The organism is Caldovatus aquaticus (genome assembly GCF_019458025.1).
GTDB lineage: Bacteria > Pseudomonadota > Alphaproteobacteria > Acetobacterales > Acetobacteraceae > Caldovatus > Caldovatus aquaticus.
In genome coordinates this window covers 59144-81114 of the sequence record NZ_JAHZUY010000013.1, presented here as the reverse complement: position 1 = coordinate 81114, position 21971 = coordinate 59144, and the positions used below count along the sequence as shown (strand labels likewise).

The 21971-nt window shown below is 75.7% G+C and carries 18 protein-coding genes and 1 pseudogene; 13 read left to right on the top strand and 6 right to left on the bottom strand.

What is annotated here, in order from left to right:
• Window positions 1–142: 142 nt before the first annotated feature.
• The 4 genes and pseudogenes from K1J50_RS19555 to K1J50_RS07580 all read left to right on the top strand — a co-directional run.
• Window positions 143–241: pseudogene (locus K1J50_RS19555) on the top strand (hypothetical protein); the annotation flags it as partial.
• Window positions 242–332: 91 nt separating this feature from the next.
• Window positions 333–968: an FCSD flavin-binding domain-containing protein gene (locus tag K1J50_RS07590; protein ID WP_369413546.1), complete on the top strand. Its 636-nt coding sequence runs from the start codon at window positions 333–335 to the stop codon at window positions 966–968.
• A 247-nt stretch (window positions 969–1215) separates the two neighbouring features.
• Window positions 1216–2130 carry an N-formylglutamate amidohydrolase gene (locus K1J50_RS07585; RefSeq protein ID WP_220117102.1) on the top strand — a complete coding sequence of 305 codons (915 nt, stop codon included), beginning with the start codon at window positions 1216–1218 and terminating at the stop codon, window positions 2128–2130.
• A 231-nt stretch (window positions 2131–2361) separates the two neighbouring features.
• The gene (locus tag K1J50_RS07580) at window positions 2362–3354 is read left to right on the top strand and encodes a lytic transglycosylase domain-containing protein (protein ID WP_220117101.1); all 993 of its coding nucleotides are present in this window, start codon (window positions 2362–2364) and stop codon (window positions 3352–3354) included.
• Window positions 3355–3379: 25 nt separating this feature from the next.
• On the opposite strand, the gene K1J50_RS07575 is transcribed toward K1J50_RS07580, so the two are convergent.
• The 3 genes from K1J50_RS07575 to K1J50_RS07565 are packed head-to-tail and all read right to left on the bottom strand — an operon-like array spanning window position 3380 to window position 6288.
• Window positions 3380–4513: a CaiB/BaiF CoA transferase family protein gene (locus tag K1J50_RS07575; protein WP_220117100.1), complete on the bottom strand. Its 1134-nt coding sequence runs from the start codon at window positions 4511–4513 to the stop codon at window positions 3380–3382.
• A gap of 14 nt (window positions 4514–4527) precedes the next feature.
• Window positions 4528–5106 (bottom strand): hypothetical protein, encoded by a 579-nt coding sequence (locus K1J50_RS07570; protein WP_220117099.1) that lies wholly within the window; start codon window positions 5104–5106, stop codon window positions 4528–4530.
• A 6-nt stretch (window positions 5107–5112) separates the two neighbouring features.
• Complete coding sequence (locus K1J50_RS07565) at window positions 5113–6288, bottom strand: acyl-CoA dehydrogenase family protein (protein WP_220117098.1); 1176 nt, start codon at window positions 6286–6288, stop codon at window positions 5113–5115.
• A gap of 158 nt (window positions 6289–6446) precedes the next feature.
• Between K1J50_RS07565 and K1J50_RS07560 the strand changes: the two genes are divergently transcribed.
• Window positions 6447–7430, top strand: coding sequence for a Bug family tripartite tricarboxylate transporter substrate binding protein (locus tag K1J50_RS07560; protein WP_220117097.1), 984 nt, complete (start codon window positions 6447–6449; stop codon window positions 7428–7430).
• Between the two features lie 87 nt (window positions 7431–7517).
• Here the strand turns inward: K1J50_RS07560 and K1J50_RS07555 are convergent, their stop codons facing one another.
• Both K1J50_RS07555 and K1J50_RS07550 read right to left on the bottom strand, forming a co-directional pair.
• A complete protein-coding gene (locus tag K1J50_RS07555; RefSeq protein ID WP_255575031.1) occupies window positions 7518–9578 on the bottom strand; it encodes a DUF4139 domain-containing protein in 2061 nt (686 codons plus the stop codon).
• A gap of 61 nt (window positions 9579–9639) precedes the next feature.
• Entirely contained in the window at window positions 9640–11094 is a 1455-nt protein-coding gene (locus tag K1J50_RS07550; RefSeq protein ID WP_220117096.1) for an N-acyl-D-amino-acid deacylase family protein, read from the bottom strand.
• 174 nt (window positions 11095–11268) lie between these two features.
• On the opposite strand from K1J50_RS07550, the gene K1J50_RS07545 reads away from it, so the two are divergent.
• The 8 genes from K1J50_RS07545 to lexA all read left to right on the top strand — a co-directional run bounded on the left by K1J50_RS07545 (window position 11269) and on the right by lexA (window position 19541).
• Window positions 11269–13701 (top strand): recombinase, encoded by a 2433-nt coding sequence (locus tag K1J50_RS07545; RefSeq protein ID WP_220117095.1) that lies wholly within the window; start codon window positions 11269–11271, stop codon window positions 13699–13701.
• A gap of 8 nt (window positions 13702–13709) precedes the next feature.
• Window positions 13710–14117, top strand: a complete 408-nt coding sequence (locus K1J50_RS07540) for a cupin domain-containing protein (protein ID WP_220117094.1) — start codon at window positions 13710–13712, stop codon at window positions 14115–14117.
• 349 nt (window positions 14118–14466) lie between these two features.
• A complete protein-coding gene (locus K1J50_RS07535; protein ID WP_220117093.1) occupies window positions 14467–15069 on the top strand; it encodes an anthranilate synthase component II in 603 nt (200 codons plus the stop codon).
• The gene (gene trpD / locus K1J50_RS07530) at window positions 15056–16099 is read left to right on the top strand and encodes an anthranilate phosphoribosyltransferase (protein WP_220117092.1); all 1044 of its coding nucleotides are present in this window, start codon (window positions 15056–15058) and stop codon (window positions 16097–16099) included. Before K1J50_RS07535 ends, trpD begins: the two co-directional genes overlap by 14 nt.
• A 50-nt stretch (window positions 16100–16149) precedes the next feature.
• Entirely contained in the window at window positions 16150–16944 is a 795-nt protein-coding gene (gene trpC, locus K1J50_RS07525; protein WP_220117091.1) for an indole-3-glycerol phosphate synthase TrpC, read from the top strand.
• 13 nt (window positions 16945–16957) lie between these two features.
• Window positions 16958–17446 carry a cyclic pyranopterin monophosphate synthase MoaC gene (gene moaC, locus K1J50_RS07520; protein WP_369413544.1) on the top strand — a complete coding sequence of 163 codons (489 nt, stop codon included), beginning with the start codon at window positions 16958–16960 and terminating at the stop codon, window positions 17444–17446.
• 1 nt (window position 17447) lies between these two features.
• On the top strand, window positions 17448–18662 hold the full coding sequence (locus K1J50_RS07515) for a molybdopterin molybdotransferase MoeA (RefSeq protein WP_220117090.1): 1215 nt from the start codon (window positions 17448–17450) through the stop codon (window positions 18660–18662).
• A gap of 129 nt (window positions 18663–18791) precedes the next feature.
• Complete coding sequence (gene lexA / locus K1J50_RS07510; protein WP_220117089.1) at window positions 18792–19541, top strand: transcriptional repressor LexA; 750 nt, start codon at window positions 18792–18794, stop codon at window positions 19539–19541.
• A gap of 32 nt (window positions 19542–19573) precedes the next feature.
• Here lexA and K1J50_RS07505 read toward each other — a convergent pair whose 3' ends face one another.
• Window positions 19574–21886, bottom strand: coding sequence for a ComEC/Rec2 family competence protein (locus tag K1J50_RS07505; RefSeq protein WP_220117088.1), 2313 nt, complete (start codon window positions 21884–21886; stop codon window positions 19574–19576).
• Window positions 21887–21971: the final 85 nt, after the last annotated feature.

The window sequence follows — 21971 nt, the reverse complement described above, 5'->3', positions numbered from 1 at the left end:
ATGCTTCAATCGCCTCAAGCATTTCCGCCGCATCGCCACACGCTTCGACAAGCTCGCACGCAACTACCTCTCCACCGTCGCCCTCGCCGCCATCCGGCTGTGGACACGGTTTGAGTCCAGGACCTAGGCGGCCGCGCAGCGCATGCCCCACGCCTGGATCCCGGGCGACGGCGCGCAGACCCGCCTGCTCCGCCGGCAGATCGAGGCGATGCCCGACGGCGGCGGCGTCGCCTTCGCCATCCCGGACAACCCGTTCCGCTGCCCGCCCGGCCCCTACGAGCGGATCAGCATGGTCCGCGCACTCCCTCAAGCGCCACAAGCCGCGCTCGAAGATCCTTGCGCTCGACGCCAAGACGGCGTTCTCCAAGCAGGCGCTGTTCCAGGACTGCTGGCGCGCGCTCTACGGCGGCATGATCGAGTGGGTCGCGGGCGATCGCGACGGCAAGGTGACGCGCGTGGATCCGCGCAAGACGGTGCTCGAGACCGAGTTCGGCACACGGCACAAGGTCGCCGTGGCCAACGTGATCCCGCCGCAGATGGCGGCGCCGATCTGCGCCGAGGCCGGGCTGACCGACCGGTCCGGCTGGGTCCCGGTGGCCCCGCGCACCTTCGAATCGCGCGCCCAGGCGGGGATCCACGCGGTCGGCGACGCGAACATCGGCAGCCCGATGCCGAAGTCGGGCTTCATCGCCTCCAACACTGCGAAGCAGGCGGTGGCGAGCGCGGTGGCGCTGCTGCGCGGGCAGGCGCCGCCCGAGCCGGTGTACTACAGCACCTGCTACAGCCACGTCGGGGAGAACCACGCCATCTCCGTCGTGAACATCTACCGGAACGAGCAGGGCGCGATCGCGGAGGTGCCGAACGCCGGCGGCGTGTCGCCGCGCGGCGAAATGCCGGAGCAGCGCATGCTCGAGGCGCGCTACGCGGATGCATGGTACGCCTCGATCACGCAGGACATGTTCTCCTGAGCCGCCGCCCGCCCCGGCCGGGCCGCGCCCGGGCGCCGCGGCGGGGCGCGGAGGGCGACAGATCGGCGGGCGCCGCCGCCCGCCCCGGGACCGGACGGCGCCGGTCGGGCGGGGCCGGACCGGGTCCGGTCCGGGGGGACGGCGATCCCCGCCTGCCGGGCCGTCCCCGGCCGCGCCTGCCGGTGCGGTCCCTTGCAGGCCGCGTGACAGCCCGGGCGGTCTGTGGTTCCTTCGCTCCGCCAGAGCCATGGACGATCTGCCGTCGCCCGTCTCCTCCGCCGAACCGACGACGGCCACCCCTGCCCCGCCGGGGGGCGGCGAGGCGCTCCCGCCGTTCGTCCTTCGCCGGCCCGATCGCCAGACGGCCCCCCTGGTCTTCGCCTCGCCGCATTCCGGCGCCGACTATCCGACCGACTTCCTCGCCGCCGCGCGGCTCGATCCGCTGACCCTGCGGCGGAGCGAGGACAGTTTCGTGGACGAACTGTTCGCCGCCGCCCCCGCGCTCGGCGCGCCGCTGATCGCGGCGACCTTCCCGCGCGTCTTCTGCGACGTGAACCGCGAGCCCTGGGAGCTCGACCCGGCGATGTTCGAGGGGCCGCTCCCGGCCTGGGTCAACACCGGCAGCCCGCGGGTCGGCGCCGGGCTCGGCACCATCGCCCGCGTGGTTGCGACCGGAGAGCCGGTCTATCGCCGCAAGCTCGCCTTCGCCGAGGCCGAGGCGCGCATCCAGCGCTACTGGCAGCCCTACCACGACGCGCTCGCCGGCCTGATCGCCGAGACCCGGGCCCGGTTCGGCTGCTGCCTGCTGATCGACTGCCACTCGATGCCGGCCCATCCGGCCCAGGCGGCCAACCCGCCCGACTTCGTGCTCGGCGACGCGCACGGCACGGCCTGCGCGCCGCGCGCGACCCGCTTCGTGGAGGAGGTCCTGACCGGGCTGGGCTACCGGGTGCGGCGCAACGACCCCTACGCCGGCGGCTACGTCACCCGCCACTACGGCCGCCCGCGCGAGGGGGTCCACGCCCTGCAGATCGAGGTCGCCCGCGCGCTCTACATGGACGAGGGGCGGATCGAGCGCGGCCCCGGCTTCCCCGCTCTGCGGCGCAGCCTCACCCGCCTGATCGCCCGCCTCGCCGCCGCGGACTGGTCATATCTCCGTTGATCGCAAAAAAAAGGCGGTGCCCGGAGGCACCGCCGAGTTTAGGGAGGAAACGTCCAAGAATGCAGCGCCGCGGCGAACCGCCTTGCTGCGCTGCGGTAGATAGGAGCTGCACGACCCGCCCGCAAGTGACTTTTTGCACTGCACAATGGACGAGAACGCATAGCTCGGCCCGCAGGGGGATGGCCGCGCTGGCACGTCGGTTGCTGCCTCGGCTGCGAGACAGGACGTTCGATGGCCGGAAACCGCCCCCGCAGGACCGCCGCCGGGATCGGCGCCGCCGCACGCCGACGGGCGGGCGCGCCGCTCCTCCTCTTCGCCCTCCTTGCGATCACCGCTGCCCCCGCCCGCGCGGCTCCCGGAGGCATTCCGGGGCCTGATCCGGCACAGCAGTGCCGCGCCGCCATCCAGGCCGCGGAGCGGAGCCACAACCTGCCGCCGCAGCTCCTGCAGGCCATCGCCCGGGTCGAATCGGGCCGGCGCGACCCGGCGACGGGGGCCGTCAGCCCCTGGCCGTGGACCGTCAATGCCGAGGGCCAGGGGCGCCATTTCGACACCCGGGAGGAAGCGATTGCCCATGTCCGGCAACTTCAGGCCCGCGGCGTGCGGCTGATCGACGTCGGATGCCTGCAGATCAACCTGCATCATCACCCCCGGGCCTTCGCCTCGCTCGAGGAGGCTTTCGATCCCGCCGCCAACGCCCGCTACGCGGCCCGCTTCCTGAACGAGCTCTACGCGGCGCGGCGCGACTGGACCTGGGCGGCGGCGCACTACCACTCCCAGACCCCCGAGCTGGCCGAGGCCTACCGGGGGCGCGTCCTCGCCGCCTGGCCGGCGGAGCAGCGCCGGCCCTACACGATTCGCGACGAAATGGCCTACGCCTGGGCCCAGGCCGGCGGCGCCCGGGCGGGCGGCGCGCGGTCCGCGCTCGCCTCGGTCGCGTCCGGGGCCGCGGTGCGCGACCGGATGAGCGCCACCGAAGGGCCCGCCGGAGGGGCGCCGAACGGCTTCCAGGCGCTGGCGCTGTCCCTGTCCAACCGGGCCGAGCGGGCGCGGCTCCTGCCGCTCGCCGGCCAGGGGGGCGGCGGCCGCGCCGCGGGGCGTGGGCTCGATGCCTACCGCGCCGCGCCGATCGCCATCGCCGGCCGGAGCGCCCCGATGCTGCAGGTGGCCGAGGCGCCGCCGGACCGCAGGGCGGAGGCGCCAGGCGGCCCGCGGCGGCGCTGAGCGCCGGCCCGGCAGGGCGCGGCCGTCAGCCGGCGAACTCCGCCCGCACCCGCTCCGTGTGCTCGCCGAGCGCCGGGACCGGGCCGTAGCGCCGCTCGCCGTCGCTGAACCGCGCCGGCGGGGCGGCCATCTCCACCGGGCCGTTCGGCGTCTGCACGGCGAGCCGGCGCAGCGCCGGGTGGCGGGCGAGGCCGGCGACGTCGTTGACGAAGCCGAAGGCGGTGTTGGCGGCGAGCAGGCGCTCGCGGCACTCCTCGCGCGAGAGCGCGGCGAAGGTCGCGCCGATGTGCGCGTCCACCAGGGCGCGGTGGGCGACGCGCTCGACGTTGCTGCGGAAGCCCTCGCGCTGCGGCAGCTCGGGCTGCAGCAGGAAGCGGGCGCAGAACTCGGCCCATTCGCGCTCGTTCTGGATGGCGATCAGCACCAGGGCGCCGTCGCGGGTGGGGAAGGCGCCGTAGGGGCAGATCGAGGGATGGGCGAGGCCCATGCGCTCCGGCGCCTTGCCGGTGCCCTCGTAGAACAGCAGGGGCACGTTCATCCAGTCCGCCATGCCGTCGAAGAGCGAGACGGCGATGCCCTTGCCGCGGCCGGTGATGCCGCGCTCGATCAGCGCCTCCAGCACGGCGGCGTGGGCGTTCATGCCGCAGGCGATGTCGCAGGCGGAGACGCCGACGCGGCCCGGCCCCTCGGGGCGGCCGGTGACGCTGCACAGGCCGGATTCGGCCTGCACCAGCAGGTCGTAGGCCTTCATCCGCGCGTACTCGCCGGTCTCGCCGTAGCCGGAGATGTCCACGGTGATCAGGCGCGGATGGCGCTCGCGCAGCGCCGCGCTGCCGAAACCGGCGCGGGCCATGGCGCCGGGGGCGAGGTTCTGGATGAACACGTCGGCGCGGGCGATCATGCGCCCGAGCAGCGTCTTGTCCTCGGGCTTCTTGATGTCGAGGCAGACGCTCTCCTTGCCGCGGTTGAGCCAGACGAAGTAGCTCGACTGGCCCCTGGCGGCCCGGTCGTAGCCGCGCGCGAAGTCGCCCTCGGGGCGCTCGATCTTGATCACCCGCGCGCCGGCGTCGGCCAGCCGCATCGAGCAGAGCGGCGCGGCGACCGCCTGCTCCATGGAGACGACGAGAAGGCCGGAGAGGGGCTTCGATCCGCCGTTCATGCGCACCTGTTCCTTCACTGAAGCGTCTGCGCCTCGCGCGGGTCCATCCAGCGGCCGCCGTCCACGCCGCCGCCGCGATAGCAGCGTCCCGCCGGCACCACCGCGGCGACGATGAACCTCCGCGCCTCCTTGAGGAGCCACTGCGGCACGCCGCCGCCCGGCGGGTACTGATCGGGCTCGGCCATGCCGCTGTCGTGCCCGATCGCCGGCAGGATCTTCGCGACGCGCCGCGGCCCGCGGATCTCGAGCCCGTCCGCAATCCGCGCCTTGACCCGGTCGTAGCCCTGGGCGCCGAGCATCGCGCGCAGCCGCGCGTCCGCCGTCTGCCGCGCCGCGCCGAGGCCCGGATGCCCGATCCGCCCGCCGGAGAAGCGCGTGTAGCCGGCGAATTCGAAGTCGCCGGGCCGCAGCGGCTCGGTCAGCAGCAGGAGCGCCCAGCCCCGCGCGAGCCGTCCCCGGTGATAGCCGAGGATGTCCTCGAGCACCCGCCCGGGACGGTTGATCACGCTGTCGAGCCGCGTGACGAAGCCGTGCAGCGGCAGCACGGTCCCGGGCGCCGGCAGCGGCCTGCCGCTGGTCGCTCCGCCGGCCATGGCGCGTCAGTAGCTCCGCGGCAGGCCGAGCACGTGCTCGCCGAGGTAGCTCAGGATCAGGTTGGTGCTGATCGGCGCCACCTGGTAGAGCCGCGTCTCGCGGAACTTGCGCTCGATGTCGTACTCCTCGGCGAAGCCGAAGCCGCCATGGGTCTGGATGCAGGCCTCGCCGGCGGCCCAGCTCGCCTCGGCCGCGAGCATCTTGCCCATGTTCGCCTCCTCGCCGCAGTTCTCGCCGGCCTCGAACTTGCGCAGGCCCTTCTGCACGATCGCCTCGGCCGCGCGCATCTGCGCGTAGGCACGCGCGATCGGGAACTGCACGCCCTGGTTCTGGCCGATCGGGCGGCCGAACAGCACCCGCTCCTTCGCGTAGGCGACCGCCTTCTCGATGAACCACTTGGCGTCGCCGATGCACTCGGCCGCGATCAGCAGCCGCTCGGCGTTCATGCCGTCGAGGATGTAGCGGAAGCCCTTGCCCTCCTCGCCGATCAGGTTCTCGGCCGGGATCTCGACGTTGTCGAAGAACACCTCGGTGGTGTTGTGGTTCATCATGGTGCGGATCGGGCGGATGGTGAGGCCCTTGCCGAGCGCCTCCCGCATGTCCACGAGGAACACCGACAGCCCCTCGGTCTTCCTGCGCACCTGCTCGCGCGGCGTGGTGCGGGCGAGCAGCAGCATCAGGTCGGAGTGCTCGGCGCGGCTGGTCCAGATCTTCTGGCCGTTGACCACGTACTTGTCGCCCTCGCGCCGCGCCGTGGTGCGGAGCGCGGTGGTGTCGGTGCCGCTCGAGGGCTCGGTCACGCCGAAGGCCTGCAGGCGCAGCGCGCCGGAGGCGATCTTCGGCAGGTAGCGGCGCTTCTGCTCCTCCGAGCCGTGCCGGAGGATGGTGCCCATGATGTACATCTGCGCATGGCAGGCCGCGGCGTTGCCGCCCGAGTGCTGGATCTCCTCGAGGATCGCCGCGGCGGCGGAGAGCGGCAGGCCGGCGCCGCCATACTCCTCGGGGATCAGCGCGGCGAGGTAGCCGGCCTCGGTCAGCGCGCGCACGAACTCGGTCGGATAGCCGCGCTCGCGGTCGAGCGCGCGCCAGTACTCGCCCGGGAAGCGGGCGCAGAGCTTGCGCACCTCGGCGCGGATCTCGGCGTGGTCCTCGGCGGTCGCGGTCGTGGTGGTGGGGGTCATCGCGGCGTTCCTCAGGCCGCGCGGCTTAGGCGCGCGGGGCGCCACTGGCAAGGCGCGCCGCCCGCGCCGTCCCCCGCTGGCGGAAGCCGCAGGAGGCTGGCATAGCTTCGCCAAGGCGCCGAATCGAAAGCGCCCGCCACGCCTCGGGAGGCCACGTCATGGACCGTCGCACCCTGCTCCTCGCCCCTGCCCTGCTGCTGCCGCTCCCCCGCCGGGCGGCCGCGGGGCAGGCCGTCCCGCCCTGGCGCCCCGAGCGCCCCGTGCGCGTCGTCGTGCCCTTCGCCCCCGGCGGCGCCACCGACGTCGTCGCCAGGCTGCTGCAGGAGACCGTCAGCGGCATCCTCGGCCAGCCGCTGGTGATCGAGAACCGGCCGGGCGGCGCGGCCGGCCTGATCGGGGCGGAGGCGGTGGCCAAGGCGGCGCCCGACGGCCACACCATCCTCATCAACTCCAACGCCCACGTCATCGCCCCGGCGCTGGTCGCGCGCATGCCCTACGACGCGATCGCCGACTTCGCCCCGATCGCCCATCTCGGCCGCATCCCCCAGGTGCTGGTGGTCAATCCGCGCCTTCCCGTGACCGACATGCGCTCGCTGCTCGAGTGGCTGCGCGCCAACCGCGGCCGGGTGAACTTCGCCGCCGCCGGCATCGGCAGCGCCAATCACCTGGCGAGCGAGGTGTTCCGCGCCGCCACCGGCGCGGAGGTGCAGATGGTGCAGTACCGCGGCGGCGGCCCCGCCATGCAGGCGGTGATCGCGGGCGAGGCGCACATGTGCGTGGACCCGGTCGCCTCCGCCCTCGGCCACATCCGTGCCGGCACGGTGCGCCCGATCGCGGTCGCGGGCGACACCCGCGCCGCCGCGCTGCCCGAGGTACCCTCGGCCGCCGAGGCAGGCCTGCCTGCCTGGTCGGCGGCCGCCTGGATCGCCGCCTTCGCCCCGGCGCGCACGCCCCAGGCCGCCGTCGCCGCGCTCAACGCCGCCTTCAACGAGGCGATGCAGCGGCTGGAGCAGCGGCTGACCGAGCTTGCGATCGAGCGCCGGCCGGAGCTCGCCACGCCGGAGGCGCTGCTCGCGTTCGTGCGGCAGGATGCGGCGCGCAGCCAGCAGGTGCTGCGCGACGCCGGGGTGCGGCCGGAGTGAGGCCGCGCGGCGCGGCGGGCGGCTGCGGCGCGTTGTCCCTCGCGCGGATTCGCGCTCGCGGAGGTTTCCGGCCGTCCGCGCCCCGCTCTATCCGCCGCGGGCGATGATCCGCTGCACCGCGCCCTGCCACGCCTCCCAGGCCGCGTCCGCCGCGGCGCCGGCCCGCTCGGCGGCGAGGGAGGCGCGGTTGAGCGCCTGCCGTGCCTCCTCGCGCGCCGCGCCGGTGCGGTCCTCCGCCGCGCGGCGCGCCCGCTCCAGCGCCGCCTCGGCGGTCAGGTAGGCGCGCCGCCGCTCGCGGAAGAGGTCGAGCAGCCGGCGCGCCTCGGCCAGCTCGGCGACGAGCGCCGCCAGCGCGTCGCGCCCCGGCGCGTCGGCGGCCAGGCGCGCGAGCAGGCTCTGCAGCGCCTCCAGCGTGCCCGGCCCGCCCGGCAGGCGCCGCGCCTCGCGCTCCACGTCGATGTCGCGCCAGCGCAGCAGGATCGGGTCGTCGAGCCCCGGGTCCCAGAGCGGCATCTGGCGGAGGAAGAGACGCTCCCAGACGAACCGCAGCGTGGCCGGGGCCCCCTCCAGCGCCGCCTCGTGTCGCAGGCCGAAATCGCCCTCCGCCGCCACCGGGAAGCGCGGCTTCTCCCCTTCGTGCCGCGGCAGGTCCACGACCAGCGTCCCGCGCGCGCCCTTCGGGTCCACCGCGAGCGCCGCTTCGCGCAGGGCCAGGAACTCCACGTCCACGGCGCCGCGGCGCAGCGTCACCCGCCGCGGCTGCTCCGCCGTGCCGGCGGAGTTCGTCATCACCACGTCGCGGTCGCGCGCGAAGGCGAGGAGGCGCACCTCGCCCGGCGGCAGGGCGCGGATCTCCGCGTCGCCGAGGAAGCCGCCGGCTTCCGCCCCCTCGGTGCCGTACACGGTGGCGAGGCCGTCCGGCAGGGTGTGCGGCGTCGCGTTGCGCAGCCGCACGGCCTGCAGCGGGTGGCGGGCGGCGAGGTCCTGCACCCACCAGACCCGCTCCGCCGGCAGGCGGAGGTCGAGGAAGGGCACGTTCGCCGTCTCGCCGCTGCGGATCGAGACCGGCTCCGGCAGGACGAAGGCCACGCGCCCGGCCGAGGCCTCCGCCAGCGCCGGCGCGGCCGGCCGGGCCGGCGCGGCGAGCCGCGGCACGCTCCCGCCCTCGCGCGCCTCGGCGCTTTCCGCCGGCGCCGCGCGCGCGGCCGGGGCGGCCATCGCCAGCGGCGCCGGGGGCGGCGGCGCGGGCCGCACGCCGGTGTCGGGGCGCACCGGCACCGACTCGGCGCCGCGCACCGGCATCTCCGGGCGGGCGACCAGGACGGGGGTGTAGAGGGCCTGGCGGTAGGCGGCCGCCTCGCCGCTGACCAGGGTGAGGCGCACCCGGTCCCAGTCGCTGCCGGTCCGGTTCTCCACCACCGCCCAGCCCATCAGCCGCGCCTCGGCGCCGGCGGGCGCGCCGATCGGCGGCACGGCGAGCCGCCAGGAGGGCTTCCACAGCGGCGCCCCGGCGACGTAGGCGAGCGCCACCTCGCGCGGCCGCTCGGCGCGCAGCGCGACCTCCACCGCACGGGTATCGGCGGTGCGCGCCGCGGCCAGCGCCTCGGCGGCGCGCGCGACCCGGGCGGCGAGGGCGGCGTCCGTCAGGCGCACCTCCTCGCCCTCGCGGACGACGAGGCTGCGCAGCCCGCCCGGCGTGATCAGGGCCAGGCGCAGCGCGCCTCCCTCGCCCTCCGCCGCCTCGGCGATGCGCCCGCGCGCGCCGCCCGCCTCCGCCTCGTGCCCGCGCAGCGCGTTCAGCAGCGCGGCGCGCGAGGCGAAGTCCTCGGGCCGCAGCGGCAGGCCGCGGAACGCCTCCGCGGCGAGGTCTTGCGCGGGCAGGCGCACGCCCTCCACCGTGCCGGCGGGGTCGGCGACGACCAGGCTCTTGAGGATGTCGTCCACGTCCTCGACCGGGGCGCGGAACCGCGCCGCGGCGCCCGGGCCGAGCACGCCGGCGCGCTCGACCTGGATCAGCCCGGAGGAGGAGAGCGTCACCCGCCGGACCGGCAGATCCTCTCCCGGCGCCTCGGCGCCCATCGCGGCGGCCACAAGCAGCAGCGCGGCGGCGGCGGCCCCGGCCGCGACGAGGAGCGTGGTGTGGCGCATGGGCGGCGGTCCCCGGTTCGGCCCTGTCGGCGCGCGCCAGGGTAGCACAGGACGCGCCGGCTCACCCCCTGTTGCGCGTGATCAGCCGCCCCGGCTTCTCTCCCGTCGCCCCCTTGCCGGCGACATAGACCGGGACGCCGTTCGCCCACACCTCCTCGATGCCGATCGCGGGCTGGATCGGCCGCTCGAAGGTGGCGGCGTCGAGCACCGTGTGCGGGTCGAACAGCACCAGGTCGGCGAAGGCGCCGGGGCGGATCACGCCGCGGTCCACCATGCCGAAGAGCTGCGCCGTGCGCCCGGTCATCTTGTGCACCGCCGTCTCCATGCTGAACAGGCCGAGCTGGCGCGCATAGACGCCGAGCACGCGCGGGAAGGTGCCCCACAGGCGCGGATGCGGATGCGCATCGTGGGGGATGCCGTCCGATCCGATCACCGAGGAGGGATGCGCCATGATCCGGCGCACGTCCTCCTCGTCCATCTGGAAGCTGATCTGGCCGGCGGGCAGCAGGCGCTCGGCCGCCGCGCGGATGTCGGTGTTCCAGCCGCGGGCGATGTCGTCGAGGTAGCGCCCGGCCATCTCGGGGTGCGGCACCGACCAGGTGATCATCACCTTGACGTCCTCGCGCAGCCGCTCGGGCATCAGCACGGTGGAGCCGGCCGGGTAGGGATAGACGTCGAAGAAGATGTCCTGGCGCCTGGCGATGGCATCGATCAGCGCCAGCGTCTCCACCGAGCGGCCGTAGTTCTCCGGCATCGAGCACTTGTGGTGGCTGATCCACACCGGCACCCCGGCGCGCCGGCCGATCTTCGCCGTCTCCTCGATCGAGGCGCAGACGCGGTCCGCCTCGTCGCGCATGTGGGTGACGTAGATCCCGCCGAAGGGCCGGAGCGCCTCGGCGACCGCGATCACCTCCTCGGTGGTGGCATGCATGCCGGGCGGGTACCAGAGGCCGGTGGAGAAGCCCGACGCGCCCTCGGCGAGCGACTGCTTCACCCGCTGGTGCATGCGGTGGATCTCGCGGTCGCTGGCGGGGCGCATCACGTCGCCCGCCATCGCCTCGACGCGCAGCGTCTGGTGGCCGACGAGGGCGTAGGTGTTCACCTCCGAGCCCCTGGTCTTCAGCTCGTGCGCGTAGTCGCCGAAGGAATCGAAGCGCCACCAGCCCTCCTCGCCGACCAGGTCGAGCGGCGGCGGCGGCCGCCGCTCGAAGCGGGCGGGGGAGAGGCTGATGCCGCAATTGCCCACCACCACCGTGGTCACGCCCTGGCTGATCTTGCAGGTCATGCATTGCGGGCCGCACAGCACGGCGCGGTCGTCGTGGGTGTGGGCGTCGATGAAGCCCGGCGCGAGGGCCTTGCCGGTGGCGATCACCTCGCGGTCGGCGCTCATGCCGCCGAGATCGCCGACGGCGACGATGCGGTCGCCGGTGACGCCGACATCGCCGCTGCGGCGCGGCGCGCCGGTGCCGTCGAAGATCGTCGCGTCGCGGATGATGAGGTCGCAGCGGAGCGCCATCGGCCGGAACTCTCCAGGAGGGGGCGGGGGATCAAAGCGGCCCGGCGCCCGGCCGGGAAGCCCCCCGCCGCGCAAGGCCGCGCGCCTCGTTCACCACAAAATGTAGGGTCGCCAAAGCCGGCAGACCCATATATGCTGTGGCCATCGACTCGCAGGTGAGGGAGAGTGGTGCGCATGGACGGCTCGATCGCCGGCGTGGTGGTGGCCTCGAGTGCGGCGCGCAGGGCGAGCCGCCGCCCCCCGCCGGGGGCGAGCTTCGGCGAGGCGCCGTTGCCGCCGCGCCCGCTCGATCCCGGCATGGGACTCGCGGTGGCGCGGCGCACCGTGTTCCGCCCGGAGGACGGCGAGTGCTTCGGGCGCGTCGCGGATCGCGTCGCCGCCGGCAACATCGCCCTGCTGCCGCGCGTCCCCGACGCGGCCGACCGCATCGAGCAGGCGCGTCTGCGCAACGCCATCGCCACCGGCGCGCTGCTCACCTCCGGGCGGCACCTCCAGCACGGCGATCCGACGCAGCCCGGACGCAACATGGAGGTGTTCACCAACTGCGCCACGGCGATCGCCTCCTTCGCCAAGTTCTACCTTCTGCTCAACGGCAGCGGCGTCGGCCGCTCCTACGACGACGCGCTGATGGCGGTGGACTGGGCCGAGGCGCCGGACCTGCTGCTGCATCTCGACCCGGCGCACCCGGACTGGCCGCGCGCGCGCGCCGACTGGCACCGCATCGGGGTGGAATTCGGCCTCCTTCCCTGGGGCACGACGCTCGATTCCTTCGACGCGGCGCAGGAGGCGGCGGTGCGCGCCTTCTTCGCGCGCGAATTCCTCGCCGATCCCGCCGCGGCGCCGGCGGGGGTCCTGCGCCACGCCGTCGCCGACAGCCGCGAGGGCTGGGCCAAGGCGGTCGAGCTGGTCGAGAGCCTGGCCTTCGCGGGCGCGCGCGGCCGCGCCGTGCTGCTCGACTTCTCCGCCATCCGCCCCCGCGGCGCGCCGATCGGCGGCATGCAGGGGCGCCCGGCCTCCGGCCCGCTGTCGCTGTTGCGCGCCTTCCTCAATATCCGCCGCGCCGTGATCGAACCCGCGCGTGCCGGCGCCCTGCCGGAGCTCTGGGAGCAGGCGCTGCTCGTGGACCACCACCTCTCGGTCGAGGTGCAGGTCGGCGGCGCCCGCCGCGCCGCGCGCATGGCGACCAAGTCCTGGCGCGACCCCGGCGTGCTGCGCTTCATCCGCGCCAAGGAGGCGGGCGGCCTCTGGACCGCCAACAACTCGGTGATGGTGGACGCCGAGTTCTGGCACCGCCTGCGCGACGGCGGCGGCGACCCGCTGAGCCGCCACGCCCGCGCCGTGTTCGAGGAGGCGACGCGCTGCGCCTACGTCAACGGCGAGCCCGGCTTCATCAACGCCGACAAGCTGGAGGACCACCGCACCGGCGCCGCCCGGCGCAAGCCCGTCCACACCGACGGCCGCGACATCCGCAGCGCGCGCTACCAGGTGGACCACGCCGCGGCGCTGCTCGCCGAGCTGTCGCGCCGGGCGGCGCGGGCGGACTACCCGGCCACCACCAATCCCTGCGGCGAGATCGTGCTGCACGTCACCGGCGGCTACTGCGTGATCGGCGACTTCGCGCCCCTGCTCGCCTGTCCCGTGCCGCTCGAGGAGGTGACGCCCGGCCGGCTCGACGATGCGACCGCCGCGCTGTGGGATGCCCGGGTCGAGGACTCCGTCCGGCTGGGCGTGCGCTTCCTCATGCGCGCCAACCTGATGGACGCGCTCTATGCGGAGGAGGTCCGGCGCACCAACCGCATGGGCATCGGCCCGACCGGCCTGCACGAATGGGCCTGGCTGCGCTTCGGCCTCGCCTTCGACGACCTGCTCGACGAGGCGCGCTCCGCGCCCTTCTGGGCGATGCTCGCGCGGCTGTCGGAGGCGGCGAAGGAGGAGGGCGACGCCTACGCGGCGGAGCTCGGCCTCGCCCGGCCGCTCACCGTGACGACGATCAAGCCGGCCGGCACCACCTCCAAGCTGTTCGGGCTGACCGAGGGCGCGCACCTGCCGGCGCGGCGGCAGTATCTCCGCTGGGTGCAGTTCCGCGGCACGCGCGGGCCGGACGGGGACTGGACGCCGGATTCCGACCCCCTGCTCGCCGAGTACGAGCGCCGCGGCTACCCGATCCGCACCCTGCGCAGCTTCCCCGGCATGTCCGCCGTCGGCTTCCCGACCCTGCCGCTGATCCAGCGGCTCGGGCTCGGCGAGCGGCTGGTGACCGCGCCGGAGGCCACGCCCGAGCAGCACTACCGCTGGCTGATGCTGCTCGAGCGCCACTGGATCGGGGCGGAGCGCGGCAACCAGATCTCCTACACGCTGAAGGTGTTCACCGACCGGCACGACCTCGACGCCTTCCGCGCCATCGTGCGCACCCACCAGCCCGCGGTGCGCTGCTGCGCCGTGCTGCCGACCCGGCCCGACGACGTGCTCGGCTACGAATACCTGCCGGAGGAGGAGCTGCCGGCCGACCGTTTCGCCGCGACCGTCGCCGCGATCCGCGACCCGGCCCTGCACGAGGCCGTGGACCTCGCCACGCTGCAATGCGCGAGCGGCGTGTGCCCGATCTGAGCGGCGGCATGTCCGCGCCGCCCGCCTCCGCCCTGCCCTTCCGCCGCCCGTCCGAACGGCCCGACGCGATCGCGCCGGACGGGTCGGAGGTGCGCGTGCTCTGCGCCCTCGGCCGCGGCTCGATGGCCCTGTTCACGCTGCCGCCGGGCGCCGTCTCGCGCGCCGTCGCGCATCACCGGCTCGAGGAGCTGTGGTTCGTCCTGGGCGGGCGCGGGCGGATGTGGCGCCGCCTGGGAGAGGCCGAGGACGTCCTCGACCTCGCGCCCGGCCTGTCGCTCGCGATCCCGCCGCGGACCGCGTTCCAGTTCCGGTGCGACGGGACGGAGCCGCTGGTCGCGCTCGCGGTCACCATGCCGCCCTGGACCGACGCCAGCGAGTGCTACCCGGCGGCCGGCCCCTGGCCGCCGACGCTGTAGCCGGACCGCCACTTGGCGCCCGGCGGCCGGTCCGGCCGGGACGGCGAGGCGGACCGGCCGTCGCCCGCGCTCCGGCACGGCGCCGGCCCTGCCGCGCCGGCGGCCGGCGGCGTGTCCCGCGGCGAGGCGCAGACCGGGGCGCCCTGGCCCGCCCGCCGGCGGCCATCCGCATGGCCCGGGCGGCCACGCCCCCGGAGGGGCGAGCGCGCCGCGCCTCCCCCGCCCCCGGCGCCGCCCCGTTCGGACCGAACCGGCTCCGGGCGTCGCATCAGCCCTGCACCCGCCGCGGGGCGTCCGGCCGTGTCCTCGCTTGATTCCTGCCGCGCGGCGAGACAAGGATCGCCCCTCGATGATCCTCCTGATCGACAACTACGACAGCTTCACGTTCAATCTCTACCACTTCCTCGGCGATCTTGGGGCGGCGGTCGAGGTTCGGCGCAACGACACGATCACTCCGCAGGCCGCGCTCGCCCTGCGGCCGGAGGCGATCGTGCTCTCCCCCGGCCCCTGCACGCCGAACGAGGCCGGGATCTGCCTCCCCCTGATTGCCCTCGCCGCGGAGGCGGGCATCCCCCTGCTCGGCGTCTGCCTCGGCCACCAGGCGATCGGCCAGGCCTTCGGCGGCCGGGTGGTGCGCGCGCCGGAGCCGGTGCACGGCAAGGTCTGGGACATCCACCACGCCGGCAGCGACGTCTTCGCCGGCCTGCCCTCGCCCTTCCGCGCCACGCGCTACCACTCGCTGGTGGTCGAGCGCGCCACGCTGCCCGGCGACCTCGCCGTGACCGCCTGGACCGAGGACGGTCTGGTGATGGGCCTCGCCCACCGTTCGCTGCCCGTCTTCGGGGTGCAGTTCCACCCGGAGAGCATCGCCTCGGCCCACGGCCACGACCTGCTCTCCAACTTCCTCAAGCTCGCGGGCGTGCGGACCGCGCAACCCCTTGTCGCCGCCTGACACATCGCTGCGTCCGATCCTCGCCCGCCTCGCCGAAGGCGAGCGGCTGGCGGAATCGGAAGCCGAGCACGCCTTCGGCATCATCATGGCCGGGGAGGCGACGCCGGCGCAGATCGCGGGCCTGCTGATGGCCATGCGCGTGCGCGGCGAGACGGTCGCGGAGATGACCGGCGCGGTGCGCGCCATGCGCGCGCGCATGCTGGCGATCGAGGCGCCGCCGGAGGCGATCGACATCGTCGGCACCGGCGGCGACGCGGCGGGCACGCTCAACATCTCCACCGCCGCCGCCTTCGTCGTCGCCGGCTGCGGCGTGCCGGTGGCCAAGCACGGCAACCGCGCGCTCTCCTCCCGCTCCGGCGCGGCGGACGCGATCGCGGCGCTCGGCATCAGCCTGGACACGCCGATCGAGCGGCTGCCGGAGGTGCTGCGCGAGGCCGGGATGGTGTTCCTGATGGCGCCGCGCCACCACGCCTCGATGCGCCATGCCGCCGGCCCGCGGGTCGAGCTCGGCGTGCGCACGATCTTCAACCTGCTCGGCCCGCTCGCCAATCCCGCGCGGGTGAAGCGCCAGATGACCGGCGCCTTCTCCCCGCAGTGGCTGCGCCCGATGGCCGAGACCCTCGGCCGGCTCGGCACCGAGCGCGCCTGGGTCGTGCACGGCCAGGGACTCGACGAGCTGACGCTCGCGGGCGAAAGCCAGGTGGTGGAGATCCACGGGGAACGCCTGCGGGAGTTCACGGTCGCCCCCGAGGATGCCGGCCTCCGCCGGGCGCCCGCCGCCGCCCTAAAGGGCGGCGATCCGGCGGAGAACGCGGCGGCGCTCACCGCGTTGCTGCAGGGCGCGCCGGGTCCCTACCGCGACGTGGTCCTGCTGAACGCCGCCGCCGCGCTCGTGGTGGCCGGGCGGGCCGCGGACCTGCGCGAGGGCGCGGCGCTCGCCGCGCGGGCGATCGATTCGGGCGCCGCCGCCGCGGTGCTCGAGAAGCTCAGGACAGCGTGCACTCCCCCCGAGGCCAGAGGCCAGACATGAACGCCCCCCTGCTCCGCGTCGCGGCCGCCGCAGCGAATGAGCGCAAGACCATGCCCGATACCCTGGCGCGCATCCTCGCCGACAAGTACGAGGAGGTGCGCGAACGCTCGGCCGTCGTCCCCCTCGCCGAGATGGAGAGCCGCGCCGCCGCCGCCGAGGCGCCGCGCGACTTCACCGGCGCGCTCTGCGCCCGGCTCGCGGAAGGGCGGGTCGGGCTGATCGCCGAGATCAAGCGCGCCTCGCCCTCCGGCGGACTGATCCGCGACCCGTTCGATCCGGCCGCGCTGGCCCGCGCCTACGAGGCGGGCGGCGCCTGCTGCCTCTCGGTGCTGACCGATGCGCCCCATTTCCAGGGCGATCCGGAGCACCTCGTGGCCGCCCGCGCCGCCTGCTCGCTCCCGGTGCTGCGCAAGGACTTCATGGTCCACCCCTGGCAGGTGTTCGAGAGCCGCGCCATGGGCGCGGACTGCATCCTGCTGATCATGGCGGCGCTGTCCGACGACCAGGCGACGGAGCTCGAGGACGTGGCGCGCTCGCTCGACATGGCGGTGCTCGCGGAGGTGCATGACGAGCGCGAGCTCGAGCGCGCGCTCGGCCTCGAGACGCGGCTGATCGGTATCAACAACCGCGACCTCCGCCGCCTGACGACCGATCTCGCCGTCACCGAGCGCCTGGCGCCGCTGGTGCCCGCCGACCGCATCCCGGTCGCCGAGAGCGGCATCCGCTCGCCCGAGGACGTGCGCCGCATGGCCGCGGTCGGCGCGCGCTGTCTGCTGGTGGGCGAGTACCTGATGCGCCAGGCGGACGTGACGGCGGCGACGCGGGCGCTGGTGGAGGCGCTCTGAGCGGCGCCGCGGCGTGAGCGAGGACGGGGACCGGCGGCTGACGCATTTCGACGCGGCCGGCCGCGCCGCCATGGTGGACGTCTCGGCCAAGCCGGCGACGGAGCGCGTCGCGGTGGCGCGCGGGCGCGTGGTGATGGCGCCGGCGACGCTCGCGCGCATCCAGGAAGGCGCGATGGGCAAGGGCGACGTGCTCGGCGTCGCGCGCATCGCCGGCATCATGGCGGCCAAGCGCACCAGCGAGCTGATCCCGCTCTGCCACCCGCTGATGCTCGCGCGGGTCGCCGTGGACCTCACGCCGGCGCCGCCGGACGCGGTCGAGATCGAGGCGACGGTGAAGGTGGCCGGGCAGACCGGGGTGGAGATGGAGGCGCTGACCGCGGTGACGGTCGCCGCCCTCACCGTCTATGACATGTGCAAGGCGGTGGACCGCGGCATGCGCATCGAGGCGGTGCGCCTGGTGCGCAAGTCCGGCGGCAAGTCCGGCACCTACGAGGCGGAATGACATGCTCTCGGTCGAGGAGGCCCGCGCCCGCATCCTTGCTGCGCTGACGCCGACCGCGCCGGAGACGGTGGCGCTGCCCGAGGCCTGGGGACGCGTGACGGCGGAGCCGGTCGTCGCGCGCCTGACCCAGCCGCCGGCCGACGTCTCGGCGATGGACGGCTACGCGGTGCGCGCGGCCGACGCGCAGGAGGGCGCGCGGCTGCGCGTGATCGGCATCGCGCCCGCCGGCCATCCCTTCGCGGGGACGGTCGGTCCCGGCGAGGCGGTGCGGATCTTCACCGGCGGCGTCCTCCCTGCCGGCGCCGATTCGGTCCTGCTGCAGGAGGACGCCGAGGCCGGCGCCGACGGCACCGTGCTGGTGAAGGAGACGGTGCGCCCCGGCCGCTGGGTGCGCCGGCGCGGCCTCGACTTTGCCGAGGGCGAGGCGGTGATCCCGGCGGGGCGGCGCCTGACGGCGCGCGACATCGGCCTCGCCGCCGCCTCCAACCACGCCTGGCTCGCGGTGTACCGCGCGCCGCGCGTCGGCCTGCTCGCCACCGGCGACGAGATCGCGCTGCCCGGCGACCCGATCCCGCCGGGCGGCATCGTCAGCTCCAACACCCACGCCCTCGCCGCGCTGGTGCGCGCGGCGGGCGGCGTGCCGATCGTGCTGCCGATCGTGCCGGACGACGCCGCCGCCATCGCCGCCGCCGCCCGCGCCGCGCGCGGCTGCGACCTCCTCGTCACCACGGGCGGGGCGAGCGTCGGCGACCACGACCTGGTGCAGCAGGCGCTGGGGCCGGAAGGCTTCGCGCTCGACTTCTGGAAGATCGCGATGCGGCCGGGCAAGCCGCTGATCTTCGGCCGGCTCGGCCAGACGCCGGTGCTCGGCCTGCCGGGCAACCCGGTGAGCGCGCTGGTCTGCGGCGTGATGTTCCTGCTGCCCGCGCTCGCGCGCCTCTCCGGCCTGCCCGGCGAGCCGCCGCGCACGCGCCGCGCCGTTGCGGGGGCGGCGCTCGCCGCGAACGACCGGCGGCAGGACTTCCTGCGCGCCCGGCTGGAGGAGCCGGCCGAGGCGGGCGGGCCGCCGGTCGCCACGCCGTTCCCGGTGCAGGACAGTTCGATGTTGGCCACACTCGCGCGGGCGGACGCGCTGATCCTGCGGGCGCCGCACGCCCCCGCCCTGCCGGCCGGAGCGCCGGTCGAGGTGATCGTGCTGGGCGAATTGGGCCTTTGATACGCGCGCCGAAAGAAACCGTTTGACGGCGGGCCGCGAACCTATCTAGAACAAGCTGCGGTTGCCGGTTTGTTCCCCGACGGATTCTCCGGGCGTCTCGGGAAGCGGCGGGAGAGGAGGAGTCCGCGCATGCTCACGCGCAAGCAGCTCGAGCTGCTGATGTTCATCGACCGCCACCTGCGCACGACCGGCTTCTCCCCCTCCTTCGAGGAGATGAAGGACGCGCTGAAGCTGCGCTCGAAATCGGGCATCCACCGCCTGATCACGGCGCTCGAGGAGCGCGGCTTCCTGCGCCGCCGCGCCCACCGCGCCCGCGCGCTCGAGGTGATCCGCCTGCCGGACCACGTGGCGCCGCGCCCCGCCCCGCTGCCGGCCGCGGCCACCCTGCCCGCGCCGGCGGAGGCGAACCCGGCGGGCGGCGCCTTCGCGCCGAACGTCATCCACGGCCGCTTCGCCCCGCAGCTCAGCGGCGTCGCCAAGGCGGCGAACGAGGCGGCGGCGGTGCACCTGCCGCTCTACGGCCGCATCGCCGCCGGCCAGCCGATCGAGGCGCTGCGCGATTCCGGCGCGAGCGTCGAGGTCCCCGCCGCGCTGCTCGGCAGCGGCGAGCACTACGCGCTCGAGGTCGCGGGCGACTCGATGGTCGAGGCCGGCATCCTCGACGGCGACATCGTCATCATCCGCCGCGGCGACACGGCGGAGAACGGCGCCATCGTCGTCGCGCTGGTGGACGACAACGAGGTCACGCTGAAGCGCCTGCGCCGGCGCGGCAATTCGATCGCGCTGGAAGCAGCCAATCCGCGCTACGAGACGCGGATCTTCGGGCCCGACCGGGTGAAGGTGCAGGGCCGGCTGGTCGCGCTGCTGCGGCGGTACTGAGCCCGGCGGGCCCTGGCCGCCCGCCGCTCCCGCTACTCGGTCGGCGCCGGGGGCTCGGCCGGCGCGCGCGGGCGCGGCGGCGGCGGCACCCAGGGCCGCGCGCCGCGGAAGGCACGGTCGGAGACCACCCGTGCCCCGTCGCGCTCCAGCCAGACCGCATGCGGGCCGTCGCGCCAGACGCGGAAGCGGTCGATCACCGCCGCGCCGCGGCAGCGCATCCGCAGCGGCTCGGCCGCGACCACCACCGCCGCGCCGCCGGCGCAGGCCTCCTCCAGCAGCGCGTGCCGCGCGTTCTCCTGCGGGCCGCGGGGGGCGGCGCGCACCAGCAAGGCGTCTGCCGTCCCTTCGCGTGGCCGCAGCAGGCAGGCCGCAGGCGTGCAGCGGATCGCGCCGCCCGCGGCCTCGCCCGACTCCGGGAAGGGCTGTGCCTGCGCGCCGCCCTCCACCCCCCAGGCCCGCAGCATCGCGTCGCGCGTGAAGGCGGAGCCGCCGGCGAGGCGCTGGACGAAGGCCCCGCCGCCGTCCCCGGCGACGCGCAGCGCGATCAGCCGCGCATCGGCGGAAACCAGCAGGTCGGGCGGTCGCTCGAAGGCTCCGGACGAAAGGCCCAGGACGATCGCCGGCACCCCCAGCGCCCGCCAGCCGGTCCGCCAGAGGCAGAGCCAGACCATCCCGAACGCCGTCGCCGCCAGCCCCCAGGCGGGCAGCGGCGGCAGGGCCAGCGCCGCGCCCGGCCAGGACGCCACCGTGCGCGCGACGGCGAGGATCGCCTCCACGCCCCAGCCCATCGGCGCCAGCGCGAGGCCCTCGAGCCCGAAGGGCATCAGCGCCACGGCCGCCATCCCGGCCGGCATCACCAGCACCGAGGTGAGCGGCACCGCCACCGCGTTCGCGGCGACGCCGTAGAGCTGCAGCCGCCCGAAGTGATGCAGGCCGAAGGGCGTCGTTGCCGCGCCCGCGAGCAGGCTCGTCGCCACCCCGCCCGCCAGCCACACCAGCGCCCGCCCCGCCAGGCGCCCGGCCCACCCGCTCTCCGCCCGCGCAAGCCGCGCCGCCGCGAGCCGCGGGCGCACCCATTCCCAGCCGGCGACCAGCGCCAGCACGGCGGCGAAGCTCATCTGGAAGCTCGGCCCGAGCAGCTGCACGGGGTCGAGCAGCAGCAGCGCCGCCGCCGCGAGCGCGAGCCCGCGCAGCGACAGCGCCCGCCGGCCGAGCAGGATGCCGAGCGTGACCAGCGCCGCCATGGCGAAGCTGCGCCGCATCGGCACCTCGGCGCCGGCGAGGATCATGTAGAACCCGCCCGCCGCGAGCGCCGCCACCGCCGCGCAGCCCTTCGCGGAGATACGCAGCGCCAGCGCCGCCGGCAGCGCCGCCGCGAACAGCCGCACGACGGCGAAGGCCACGCCCATCACGATCGCGAGATGCAGGCCGGAGACGGAGAGCAGATGCGCCAGCCCCGAATCGCGCATCGCCGCCAGCGCCGTCGGCGGGATCGCGCTCTGCCCGCCGGTGAGCAGCGCCGCCGCGACCGCGCCGGCCTCGCCGGGGATGGCGGCGACGGCGCGGGCCTCGATGCGGGCGCGCAGGGCGGCGAGCGGCGGCGCCCTCCCCGCGCCGGGCTCCACGCTCGCCGGGCCGAGCGCGAAGCCGCTGGCGCCGAGGCCGGAGAAGAACGCCGCCCGCTGGAAATCCCAGGCCCCCGGATAGGCGGGAGCGGCCGGCGGGCGCAGCAGGGCGCGCACCGTCACGCGATCGCCCGGCATCGGCCGGGCCGGGTCGTCGCTCCGCAGCCGCACGCGGACCAGCCGCGGCAGGGGCGGCGCCGCCTCGCTGCTCGCCCGCTGCGCCGCGTCCGCTTCCGCCGCCTCCGCCAGGAGGCGCGCCTCGGCCAGCGTGACGCGGCGGCCCTGCGGCAGCAGGGCGACCGATTCGACGATGCCGGCGACGACCACGGCACGGGCCGGGACGGCGAGCGGCGGGGACAGGCGCGCCGCGGGCCGGGCGGGGCCGGCGCCGCCTCGCGCCGCCGCGGCCAGAAGCCCCACGCCCCAGGCGAGATGCGGCCGGCGCGCGGCGAGCAGCAGCGCGCCGGCCAGCGGCGGCAGCGGCAGCCACCGCCAGGCCGGCGACGGCTCGCTGCGGAGGCCGAAATACAGGAGGATGCCCGCCCCCAGCGCGACCGGCAGCCACAGCGCGAGCCGGCCACGCTCCGCCGCGAGCCGGTCGGAGAGGGCGGCGGCCGGGCGCCGGAGCGGCAGCGGCGCGCCGAACCGCGCGGGGCTCCCCGCGCCCGCCCCTGCCGGAGGAGCGCCCGGCCCCCGCGCGAGCGTGCCGACGCCGGACATGCCCACAACTTGCGCGCGCAAAAGCCGGGAGGGAAGTCTCCCCCTCGCGGCCTCCGCCGCCGCCCGCCCCATCCGCCGCGCCATG

Bases quoted from the DNA above. Each gene is read 5' to 3' on its own strand.
- K1J50_RS07585 (WP_220117102.1), top strand. From the start codon at position 1,216: ATGGACGATCTGCCGTCGCCCGTCTCCTCCGCCGAACCGACGACGGCC.
- K1J50_RS07580 (WP_220117101.1), top strand. From the start codon at position 2,362: ATGGCCGGAAACCGCCCCCGCAGGACCGCCGCCGGGATCGGCGCCGCC.
- K1J50_RS07575 (WP_220117100.1), bottom strand. From the start codon at position 4,513: ATGAACGGCGGATCGAAGCCCCTCTCCGGCCTTCTCGTCGTCTCCATG.
- K1J50_RS07570 (WP_220117099.1), bottom strand. From the start codon at position 5,106: ATGGCCGGCGGAGCGACCAGCGGCAGGCCGCTGCCGGCGCCCGGGACC.
- K1J50_RS07565 (WP_220117098.1), bottom strand. From the start codon at position 6,288: ATGACCCCCACCACCACGACCGCGACCGCCGAGGACCACGCCGAGATC.
- K1J50_RS07560 (WP_220117097.1), top strand. From the start codon at position 6,447: ATGGACCGTCGCACCCTGCTCCTCGCCCCTGCCCTGCTGCTGCCGCTC.
- K1J50_RS07555 (WP_255575031.1), bottom strand. From the start codon at position 9,578: ATGCGCCACACCACGCTCCTCGTCGCGGCCGGGGCCGCCGCCGCCGCG.
- K1J50_RS07550 (WP_220117096.1), bottom strand. From the start codon at position 11,094: ATGGCGCTCCGCTGCGACCTCATCATCCGCGACGCGACGATCTTCGAC.
- K1J50_RS07545 (WP_220117095.1), top strand. From the start codon at position 11,269: ATGGACGGCTCGATCGCCGGCGTGGTGGTGGCCTCGAGTGCGGCGCGC.
- K1J50_RS07540 (WP_220117094.1), top strand. From the start codon at position 13,710: ATGTCCGCGCCGCCCGCCTCCGCCCTGCCCTTCCGCCGCCCGTCCGAA.
- K1J50_RS07535 (WP_220117093.1), top strand. From the start codon at position 14,467: ATGATCCTCCTGATCGACAACTACGACAGCTTCACGTTCAATCTCTAC.
- trpC (WP_220117091.1), top strand. From the start codon at position 16,150: ATGCCCGATACCCTGGCGCGCATCCTCGCCGACAAGTACGAGGAGGTG.
- K1J50_RS07515 (WP_220117090.1), top strand. From the start codon at position 17,448: ATGCTCTCGGTCGAGGAGGCCCGCGCCCGCATCCTTGCTGCGCTGACG.
- lexA (WP_220117089.1), top strand. From the start codon at position 18,792: ATGCTCACGCGCAAGCAGCTCGAGCTGCTGATGTTCATCGACCGCCAC.
- K1J50_RS07505 (WP_220117088.1), bottom strand. From the start codon at position 21,886: ATGTCCGGCGTCGGCACGCTCGCGCGGGGGCCGGGCGCTCCTCCGGCA.